The sequence below is a fragment of the Sphingomonas sp. genome, assembly GCF_031361285.1.
Taxonomy (GTDB): Bacteria; Pseudomonadota; Alphaproteobacteria; order Sphingomonadales; family Sphingomonadaceae; genus Sphingomicrobium.
Window position 1 is genome coordinate 19538 of the sequence record NZ_JANMCO010000023.1, and the last position, 9527, is coordinate 29064.

The following is a 9527-nucleotide window of genomic DNA, read 5'->3' on the forward strand; positions in this document are numbered from 1 at the left end:
CTGGCCGCGGACTAGTCGAGATTGGTGCGACATTGTTGGCTCGAAGTCTCTCTGATAAACTGGCCTATCACTCGGGCTCACTGGAGGCTGATCATGCGTCTAACCTTGCTTTTGTTGGTCGGCACATCCCTTCTTGCGACGGCCGCCTTGGCCAATCCCGGCGGCAGCGGCGGCAGCTCTGGCAGCGGCGGACAGTCACCAAGCATGAGCGCGCCGCAATTCGATGCCGCGGCGGAATATCTCAAGGGTGTCGAGGCGCTCAAAGCGTCCCAGTTCGCGGACGCCAAGAAATACTTCGTCAAGGTCCTCGGCGTCGCCCCGCGCGACTCGGCCACCAACTATCTGGCCGGCCTGTCGCTGGTCGGACTCGACGACCTCAAGGGCGCGACGAAATATTTCGACAAAGCAGTCAAGGCGGACCCCAAGATGGTTGCCGCGCGGCAAGACCTCGCAATCACGCTGGCCAAGCTCGGCGAAAAGCCCAAAGCCGAAGCAGAACTCGCCAAATTGAAAGAGAGCCAGGCGAAATGCGCCGCCGCTTGCCCGGAAGCCGGTGACCTCGACAAAGCCATTGCCGCGGTCAGCGCGGTCCTGGCAGGCAGTCCGCAAGCCCAGCTGCGGACGCGTCCGAGCCTATTGTTCGAAAGCGCCAGGATGGGCGATGCCGCTTATCTGGTCGCGGTCGGACTGATCAACGAGGGCCGTTTCGAAGCGGCGATCGCGTTGCTGCAGGAAGCCAAGGCGACCTTCGGCGCGCACCCGGATATCCTCACTTACCTCGGTTTCGCCAACCGCAAGCTTGGCCGCTACGACATCGCCGAAGGCTATTATCGGCAGGCGCTGGCCAGCGCTCCCGCGCATCGCGGCGCAACCGAATATTATGGCGAGCTGATGGTCGAGCGCGGCAATTTGAAGGGCGCCAAGCACATGTTGGCCAAACTGGAGGCCCAGTGCAGCTTTGGCTGCGCCGAGGCCGATGAGTTGCGCCGATGGATCGACGCCAGGCACGCGCCCACTTCCTGATCGCGGCGGCGCTGCCGCTGCTGCTCACGGCGGCGGCGGATGTGCCAAACCTGCCGATCAGGGAGGCGCGCTGGCTAGCGCCTGGGCAGCTATTCGACGGCCTGACGCGCCAGCCGGCGGAATGCTTCACACCGCCCAAACTCCCCAGCGACCGGGCATCGGCGGCGATCGGGCGAGCGGCCTTCAGGGCGCCGCTGCTGCTTGGCGGCCAAGCGGCGCGCGTTGGTCTCAGTTGCGCGAGCTGCCACCGCAATGGCCGCGGCAATATGGATTTCGCCTTTCCGAGCTTGTCTGGCCACCCCGGCACCGCCGACGTCACGTCGTCGCTGATGAGCAAGAAGCGCGGCGATGGCGCATTCAACCCCAAGGCAATTCCCGATCTTGCCGGCGCCAACCTGAAGATTTCGCGCGATCCAGCGAAGCCGGATTTGAAGACGTTCATCCATGGCCTGGTGGTCGACGAGTTCGACGGCGAAGAGCCGCCGCCGGCCGTGCTCGACGGATTAACCGCCTACGTCCGCGCGTTGTCTCCCGCTGCCTGCCGCGGCCCGGCGACGGTCGCGATCCGGATCGATGGCATGCTCAATGATGCCGACGCCGCGATGCGGTCGGCCGAATACTCATGGCGCGCCGGCGATGTTGCGACGGCCCGGGTTCTGGTCGGCGCCGCGCGATCCACCCTGGGCTCGATCGACGAGCGCTTCCAGCTGCCCGGGCTCGATCGCGGCCGCGCGATACTGCACGCCGCTGACGTGCAGCTGCGTGCCATCCAGCAGGCACCTAGCAAAGTCGCCTACCGAAAGTGGCACCGCGACTGGCCGCACCGCAAGGTTGAGCTGAGGAAACAGGAAGCGCGGTCGCTGTTTAACCCCGTTGTGCTTCGTCGTCGGTTAGTCGAGGTTCGGCCGTAGCCAGCTCGTCGCGCATTCCACATCGACCCCGCGCCGCTTGGCATAATCGTGCAGTTGGTCCTGCCCGATCCGGGCGACGCCAAAATATTGGGCGTCGCGGTGACCGAAATAGAATCCCGACACCGCCGAGGTCGGCAGCATCGCATAATTTTCCGTCAGCGTGACCCCGCCCGGATGGCCGCCGAGCATCTCGAACAGCGCCGGCTTGAGCGAGTGGTCGGGACAGGCTGGATAGCCGGGCGCCGGGCGGATCCCCTTATATTTCTCGCGGATCAGTTGCTCGTTGGTGAAATGCTCGTCGGCATAGTCCCACAAGCGGTTGCGGACCTCGGCGTGGAGCACTTCGGCAAGGCTCTCAGCCAAGCGGTCGGCCAGCGCTTTCAAGAGGATATCCGAATAATCGTCATTGCCGGCCTTGAACCGCGCCAGATGCGGCTCGAGCCCGTGGATGCCGACCGCGAAGCCGCCGATCCAGTCCTCGCCGTCCGGGTTGATGAAGTCGGCCAGGCACATATTTGGCCGCCCTTCGCGCTTCTTCACTTGCTGGCGAAGAAACGGAATGCGCGTCCAGTCGTTGCCGGCCAGCACCAGCACATCGTCGCCCTCGCGTTTGCAACGCCACAGGCCGACGGTTGCCTTCGGCGTCACCCAACGCTCGGCGATTAGCTGCTTGAGCATTTCCTGTGCATCCGCGAACACGCTGCGCGCGCTTTCCCCGACCACCGGATCGTCGAGGATCGCCGGATAGTTTCCCGCCAGCTCCCAGGCGCGGAAGAACGGCGTCCAGTCGATCGAGGCGCGCAAGTCGCGCAGCGGCCATTCGCCGAACTGGTGGAGCCCTGGCATGCGCGGCGGCGTCGCCTGCCCGCTGGGGTCGAAGGCAAAGCCATTGGCGCGCGCTTCCTCGATCGTGGCCAGCTCGCTGTGGCCGCGGTTGGCGCGACTTTCGCGCAGCAGCTGATAATCATTCGCGGTATTTTCGACGAGCGCCTGACGCTGCGTGTCAGACACCAGGGCCGAGGCCACGCCAACCGCGCGGCTGGCATCAACCGAATGGATCACCGGCCCGTCGTAGGCGACATCGATGCGCAGCGCGGTGTGCGCCTTGCTGGTCGTCGCGCCGCCGATCAGCAGCGGCGTCTTCAACCCCAGTCGCTGCATTTCACCGGCGACCGTCACCATCTCGTCCAGCGACGGCGTGATCAACCCCGACAGGCCAATCATATCGGCCTGATGGTCGTCCGCCGCCTGCAAGATGTCCTGCCACGGCACCATCACGCCAAGATCGATAATCTCGAAGCCGTTGCACTGGAGGACGACGCCAACGATGTTCTTGCCGATGTCGTGGACATCGCCCTTGACGGTCGCCATCACCACCTTGCCCTTGCCCTGGGTGGCGCCGGTGGCTTCCTTCTCGGCCTCGATGAACGGCAGCAAATGCGCGACCGCTTTCTTCATCACCCGCGCCGATTTGACCACTTGCGGCAGGAACATCTTGCCCGACCCGAACAGGTCGCCGACGACATTCATGCCGTCCATCAACGGCCCTTCGATAACCTCGATCGGCCGCGCGAACAAATGGCGCGCTTCCTCGGTGTCGGCGACAATATGGCCGTCGATGCCTTTGACCAAAGCGTAGGACAGGCGCTCGCCAACCGGCATCCCGCGCCACTCAGCTTCCTTCTTCTCCTCGGCTTCGTCGGTGCCGCGAAACCGCTCGGCCAATTCGACCAGTCGCTCGGTCGGGTCGACGCCGCTCTTCGGTGTGCGGTCGAGGATTACGTCCTCGCACGCGTCGCGCAGCTCGGGATCGATCAGATCGTAGACGTCGAGCTGGCCAGCGTTGACGATGGCCATGTCGAGCCCGGCTGGGATCGCGTGGTATAGGAACACGCTGTGCATCGCCCGGCGCACCGGTTCGTTGCCGCGGAACGAGAAACTGAGGTTCGACAGCCCGCCCGAGATGTGGGTGCCCGGGCAGCGGCTGCGAATTTCACGGGCCGCTTCGATGAAATCGAGCGCGTAACGCTTATGCTCGTCGATCCCGGTTGCGACCGCGAAGATGTTGGGGTCGAACATAATGTCTTGCGGCTCGGTCCCGTCCTCGGTCAGCAGTTTGTAAGCGCGTTCGCAGATCGAAATCTTGCGCGCGACAGTGTCCGCCTGCCCCACCTCGTCGAACGCCATGACGACGGTCGCGGCGCCATAGCTGCGCACTTTGCGGGCCAAAGTGAGGAACGGCTCCTCGCCTTCCTTCAAACTGATCGAATTGACGATCGGCTTGCCCGACACGCATTTGAGTCCGGCCTCGATGACGCTCCATTTGGAGCTGTCGATCATCACCGGGACGCGGGCGATGTCGGGCTCGGCGGCGATGCGTTTGAGGAACGTCGTCATCGCCATTTCGCTGTCGAGCAGCGCTTCGTCCATGTTGACGTCGATGATCTGGGCGCCGTTTTCAACCTGATCGCGGGCGACCTCGACCGCCGCGTCATAATCACCGGACAGGATCAATTTCTTGAACTTCGCCGAACCGGTAACGTTCGTCCGTTCGCCGATATTGACAAACCGCGCGCCCACGGCTGCTTGATTTCTGCGCGATGCCTCCATGTCAGGCGGCGAGGATCATCGGCTCGAGCCCGGCGAGCATCGTGTGCCCGTTGGGTTGCGGAATCTGCCTCGGCGTTGCCCCGCGCGCGACCTCGGCAATCGCCGCGAGATGTTCGGCGGTGGTCCCGCAACAGCCGCCGACCACATTCACCAGCCCGTCGGCGATCCATTCGGCGACTTGCGATGCGGTTTCGGCCGCCGCCTCGTCATATTCACCCAGTTCATTGGGCAGGCCAGCGTTGGGGTAAGCCATCACCAGCGTGTCTGCGGCTGCCGCCAAGGCCGCCAGATGCGGCCGCAGCTGGGCCGCCCCGAATGAGCAATTGAGGCCGATGGTTACCGGCCTGGCATGGCGGACCGACGCCCAGAGCGCCTCGACCGTGTGGCCCGAGAGGTTACGCCCGCTCAAATCCGTCAGCGTCATCGAAATCATCAGCGGCAGTGGACGGCCAAGCGTTTCCCCGGCCTCGAGTGCCGCCTTGATCCCGGCCTTGGCGTTCAACGTGTCGAAGATCGTCTCAATCAGGATAAAATCGACGCCGCCCTCGACCAAAGCATCGATTTGCTCGCGATAAACCGCTTTCATCGTGTCGAAATCGACCTCGCGGAAAGCGGGATCGTTGACGTCGGGCGACAGCGACAGCGTCTTGTTGGTCGGGCCCAGTGCGCCCGCCACCCAGCGTTGCTTGCCGTCGGCTTGCGAAAAACGGTCGGCGACGCCGCGCGTGATCCGCGCCGCCGCGCGATTGATCTCGCCGACAAGCGCCTCCGCCCCATAATCGGCCTGGCTGATGGCATTGGCGTTGAACGTGTTGGTGGCGAGGATATCGACGCCTGCCGTGGCAAATTCGCCGGCTATTTCCTCGACCAGCTCGGGCCGGGTGAGGTTGAGCAAATCATTGTTGCCGCGCTGGTCCTTGAACAGGTCGAGCCCGCGGCAATAATCCTCGCTTTTGAGCCGCCGCGCCTGGATCGACGTCCCGTAGGCGCCATCCTTGATCAGGATGCGCATCGCCGCTTCCGCGCGAAAGGCGTCCGCTACCGTCATGCCGTGGCCCTGACCCCAAGCAGATGGCAGATCGCGTAGCTCAGCTCGGCCCGGTTGAGCGTGTAGAAATGGAAGTGGCGGACGCCGCCCGCATAGAGCTGCGCGCACAGCTCCGCGGCGATTGTTGCGGCGACCAGCTGGCGCGCGGCGGGGAGGTCGTCCAACCCCTCGAACAATCGGCCGACCCAATCGGGGACCGAAGTGCCGTTCATCGCCGCCATCCGGTTGATCGCCGCGAAATTGGTCACCGGCATGATGCCGGGAAGGATTTCGATGTCGATTCCGGCCGCCGCGACGCTGTCCTGATAGCGAAAGAAGCATTCCGGATCGAAGAAGAACTGCGTGGTCGCCCGGTTCGCCCCGGCGTCGACCTTGCGCTTGAGATTGTCGAGATCGGCGGCGGTGCTGGGCGAATCCGGATGGCATTCGGGGAAGGCGGCCACCGAAATCTCGAACGGCGCCACTTGCTTGAGGCCGGCGACCAGCTCAGCGGCATTGGCATAGCCGCCGGGATGCGGCGTGAATTTCGTGCCCGGTTCCGGCGGATCGCCGCGGATCGCGACGATATGGCGCACGCCGACCGCCCAATAGGCGCGGGCGATCGCATCAACTTCGTCGCGCGTGGCATTGACGCAGGTCAAATGGGCGGCGGCGGGGATCGACGTTTCGCGAACAATCCGCGCTACGGTTGCGTGCGTGCGCTCGCGAGTCGAGCCGCCGGCGCCATAGGTCACCGAGACGAAGCGCGGGGCCAATGGCTCGAGGGTCTTCACCGACTCCCACAATGTCTCTTCCATTTTCTCCGTCTTGGGCGGGAAGAATTCGAAGCTGACGGCGATGTCGCCGCGGGTCTCGGCGAACAGCGGCTCGTGCGCGGCGAGGCTCTCGAGGTGGTTCATGCCGCCCGCCGCTGACGCTGCGATTGCCCAGCTTTGACGCCGCGCCACAAGGTGACGGTCAACTCGCCGCCTTCCAGATGCTCGACATGGTCGGCGGTAAGGCCAGCCGCGGCAAACCAGCCGGCCATGACGGCGTCATCGAAGCCCAGCCGGATATGCGCATCGCTGACGCGCAACGCCTCGCACTCATGCGCGGCGAAATCGACGATCAGCAGGGTTCCGCCCGGGCTGAGCACGCGGGTGGCTTCGGCAATCGCCGCCGCCGGCGAATGGGCATAATGCAGCACCTGGTGGATGATGACGCTGTCGGCGCTGCCATCGGTAAGCGGAAGGGCGTACATGTCGCCCTGACGCAGGCTCGACGCGATCCCCGCCGCTTCCAATTTTACCCGCGCCAACCGCAGCATTTCCGACGAGCGGTCGATGCCGATGGCCAAGGCGGCGCGCGGACCAAACAGCTCTATCATCCGCCCGGTGCCGGTGCCGATGTCGACCAGCCGGCCCAATTCCCGATCGCCGAGCGCGCGCTCGATCGCTTGTTCGACTTCGCATTCGGCGACGTGCAGCGAGCGGATCGAATCCCACACGACGGCATGGGTCGAAAAATAGCGCGACGCCGCTTCCGCCCGGTCCGCGCGCACGGCTTCCAGCCGCGCCGCATCGGCCGCGAACAGCGCCTGCGTCGGCGCGTCCGCCCAGCAATCGAGCAAGGCAAACATGGGTCCAGTTCGCTCCGGATCGGCCAAGGTCAGGAACACCCAGCTGCCCTCCTTGCGGCGCTGGACGACGCCGGCGTCGGCAAGAATCTTCAAATGGCGCGAAACCCGCGGCTGGCTCTGGCCGAGGACCAGCGCCAGTTCCCCGACCGATAGCTCCATAATCCGCAAGAGCGCGAGGATCCGTACCCGCGTCGGATCGGCAAGCGCCTGAAAGAGATCAGCAAGAGGGGGCGTCGGAGTCACTAGATAAGGATATAAAGATATCTTTATATGCGTCAAATAATCGCTCTTCGTCTGCCATGGACGCGGGCGAATACACTCCGGGCGGCAAGGCCGGGCGCAATTATGGCAATTGCGTGGCAGGGCGGTCGTCTATATGGGCGCGCGCTGGCCTGTTCGAATCAAACGACAGGTCGAGGCCAGTGCCCGGTTTTTTTAAGGGCATGTTTTAAGGAGTCGTACGATCATGACTAAATTTGCAGTGACCGTTGCGGTCCTGGCGCTCGGCCTGGCCGGGTGCACCAAGCCTGCGGCCGACAATGTCGTCAACGCCGACACCAACGTCGAGAATGCAGCCGAAATGGATGTTAACGCCGCGACCAACGATTCGATGAACGCCGCCGACAATGCGCTCGACGCTGCCGGCAATGCGGTCGATAACGCCAGCAACGCGGTCGATAACGCCGCCACCAACAAGATGTAATCCATTCCCCTTCGCAAGAAGGGGAACGAAGGGCCGTCCGCACCCGCGGGCGGCCCTTTTTTTCGTCCCCCGTCATTGCGGGGAGCGCCGCGACGCGGCAATCCAGCCCAATCGAGAAACTGGATGGCCACGCCGCGCTCGTAATGACGAAGAAGGTTTGCCTTTTGTGCAGCCTATGGCTGCTCGCCGCCTGTCGCGACGACCGGCCGCCGGCGCCGACAGCGGCGCAGTCCGACCAGCTCAACGACGCCGAAGACATGCTCAACGATGCCGCCCAAGACAAAGGGCCGGGAGATCGCTCTCCCGGCCCTTCGAATTAGTTCGGACCAAGCGCCCGGTCGGTTTGGGCTTCCTTAGAAGTCCATGCCGCCCATGCCGCCCATGCCGCCGCCGCCCATCGCCATCGCCGGCTTGTCGTCGGGAAGTTCGCTCACCGCCGCTTCGGTGGTGATCAGCAGGCCGGCGACCGAGGCCGCGTCCTGGAGCGCGGTGCGGACGACCTTGGTCGGGTCGTTCACGCCGGCCTTGACGAGGTTCTCATAGACTTCGGTCTGGGCGTTGAAGCCCATCGCTTCGTCCTTGCCCTCGAGCAGCTTGCCCGAGATCACGGCGCCATCGTGCCCGGCATTCTGGGCGATCTGGCGCAGTGGCGAGTAAAGCGACTTGCGGACGATATCGACACCGCGGGTCTGGTCGTCGTTGACGCCTTTGAGGCCGTCAAGCGCCTGGGTCGCGTAAAGCAAGGCCGCACCGCCGCCAGGGACGATGCCTTCCTCGACCGCGGCGCGGGTCGCATGGAGAGCGTCGTCGACTCGGTCCTTGCGCTCCTTGACCTCGACTTCGGTCGAACCGCCGACCTTGATCACGGCAACGCCGCCGGCGAGCTTGGCCAGGCGCTCCTGGAGCTTCTCCTTGTCATAGTCGCTGGTGGTGTTCTCGATCTGCTGGCGGATCGCCTCGGTCCGCGCCTTGATCGCATCGTGGCTGCCGGCCCCGTCGACCAGCGTCGTCGTGTCCTTGTCGATCGTCACCCGCTTGGCGGTGCCGAGCATCTCGACCGTGACATTCTCGAGCTTGATGCCGAGATCTTCACTGATCAGCTCGCCGCCGGTCAGGATGGCGATATCCTCGAGCATCGCCTTGCGACGATCGCCGAAGCCCGGCGCCTTGACCGCCGCGACCTTGAGGCCGCCGCGCAGCTTGTTGACCACCAGGGTCGCCAGCGCTTCGCCTTCGATGTCCTCGGCGATGATCAGCAACGGACGGCCCGACTGCACCACCGATTCGAGGATCGGCAGCATCGCCTGGAGGTTGCTGAGCTTCTTTTCGTGGATCAGGATGTACGGATCGGTGAGTTCGACCGACATCTTTTCCGGGTTGGTGATGAAGTAGGGCGACAGATAGCCGCGGTCGAACTGCATGCCTTCGACGACATCAAGCTCGAACTCGAGGCCCTTGGCTTCCTCGACGGTAATGACGCCTTCCTTGCCGACCTTTTCCATCGCTTCGGCGATCTTCTCGCCGACGACGGTGTCGCCATTGGCCGAGATAATCCCGACCTGGGCGATTTCCTTGGTTCCGGCGACGGGCTTCGAGCGCGCCTTGAGGTCTTCG

General features: G+C 64.2%; 9 protein-coding genes. 4 read left to right on the forward strand and 5 right to left on the reverse strand.

Going from position 1 to position 9527, the window contains the following annotated elements; translation table 11 throughout:
* Nucleotides 1-93 precede the first annotated feature (93 nt).
* Together RMO25_RS02595 and RMO25_RS02600 are read left to right on the forward strand one after the other, a co-directional pair.
* Nucleotides 94-1023 carry a tetratricopeptide repeat protein gene (locus RMO25_RS02595; protein ID WP_309661047.1) on the forward strand — a complete coding sequence of 310 codons (930 nt, stop codon included), beginning with the start codon at nucleotides 94-96 and terminating at the stop codon, nucleotides 1021-1023.
* Nucleotides 990-1934, forward strand: a complete 945-nt coding sequence (locus RMO25_RS02600; protein WP_309661048.1) for a hypothetical protein — start codon at nucleotides 990-992, stop codon at nucleotides 1932-1934. Before RMO25_RS02595 ends, RMO25_RS02600 begins: the two co-directional genes overlap by 34 nt.
* Here RMO25_RS02600 and metH read toward each other — a convergent pair.
* The 4 genes from metH to RMO25_RS02620 are packed head-to-tail and all read right to left on the reverse strand — an operon-like array spanning nucleotide 1914 to nucleotide 7453.
* Nucleotides 1914-4544 (reverse strand): methionine synthase, encoded by a 2631-nt coding sequence (metH, locus tag RMO25_RS02605; RefSeq protein WP_405051827.1) that lies wholly within the window; start codon nucleotides 4542-4544, stop codon nucleotides 1914-1916. The two genes, RMO25_RS02600 and metH, sit on opposite strands and share 21 nt — an antisense overlap.
* A gap of 1 nt (nucleotide 4545) precedes the next feature.
* Complete coding sequence (locus RMO25_RS02610) at nucleotides 4546-5592, reverse strand: homocysteine S-methyltransferase family protein (protein ID WP_309661050.1); 1047 nt, start codon at nucleotides 5590-5592, stop codon at nucleotides 4546-4548.
* Nucleotides 5589-6491, reverse strand: a complete 903-nt coding sequence (gene metF, locus RMO25_RS02615) for a methylenetetrahydrofolate reductase [NAD(P)H] (protein ID WP_309661051.1) — start codon at nucleotides 6489-6491, stop codon at nucleotides 5589-5591. The genes RMO25_RS02610 and metF overlap by 4 nt, the downstream gene beginning before the upstream one ends.
* Entirely contained in the window at nucleotides 6488-7453 is a 966-nt protein-coding gene (locus RMO25_RS02620; protein WP_309661052.1) for a metalloregulator ArsR/SmtB family transcription factor, read from the reverse strand. The genes metF and RMO25_RS02620 overlap by 4 nt, the downstream gene beginning before the upstream one ends.
* 223 nt (nucleotides 7454-7676) lie before the next feature.
* Here RMO25_RS02620 and RMO25_RS02625 point away from each other — a divergent pair, with 223 nt between their 5' ends.
* Both RMO25_RS02625 and RMO25_RS02630 read left to right on the forward strand, forming a co-directional pair.
* Nucleotides 7677-7913, forward strand: a complete 237-nt coding sequence (locus RMO25_RS02625; protein WP_309661053.1) for a circumsporozoite protein — start codon at nucleotides 7677-7679, stop codon at nucleotides 7911-7913.
* Nucleotides 7914-8056: 143 nt separating this feature from the next.
* The gene (locus RMO25_RS02630; RefSeq protein WP_309661054.1) at nucleotides 8057-8233 is read left to right on the forward strand and encodes a hypothetical protein; all 177 of its coding nucleotides are present in this window, start codon (nucleotides 8057-8059) and stop codon (nucleotides 8231-8233) included.
* A 33-nt stretch (nucleotides 8234-8266) separates the two neighbouring features.
* Here RMO25_RS02630 and groL read toward each other — a convergent pair.
* Nucleotides 8267-9527 (reverse strand): chaperonin GroEL (groL, locus tag RMO25_RS02635; protein ID WP_309661055.1); only part of this gene is annotated, 1261 nt, incomplete at its 5' end.

Bases quoted from the DNA above. Each gene is read 5' to 3' on its own strand.
- RMO25_RS02625 (WP_309661053.1), top strand. From the start codon at position 7,677: ATGACTAAATTTGCAGTGACCGTTGCGGTCCTGGCGCTCGGCCTGGCC.
- RMO25_RS02630 (WP_309661054.1), top strand. From the start codon at position 8,057: ATGACGAAGAAGGTTTGCCTTTTGTGCAGCCTATGGCTGCTCGCCGCC.
- metH (WP_405051827.1), bottom strand. From the start codon at position 4,544: ATGGAGGCATCGCGCAGAAATCAAGCAGCCGTGGGCGCGCGGTTTGTC.
- metF (WP_309661051.1), bottom strand. From the start codon at position 6,491: ATGAACCACCTCGAGAGCCTCGCCGCGCACGAGCCGCTGTTCGCCGAG.
- RMO25_RS02600 (WP_309661048.1), top strand. From the start codon at position 990: ATGGATCGACGCCAGGCACGCGCCCACTTCCTGATCGCGGCGGCGCTG.
- RMO25_RS02595 (WP_309661047.1), top strand. From the start codon at position 94: ATGCGTCTAACCTTGCTTTTGTTGGTCGGCACATCCCTTCTTGCGACG.
- RMO25_RS02610 (WP_309661050.1), bottom strand. From the start codon at position 5,592: ATGACGGTAGCGGACGCCTTTCGCGCGGAAGCGGCGATGCGCATCCTG.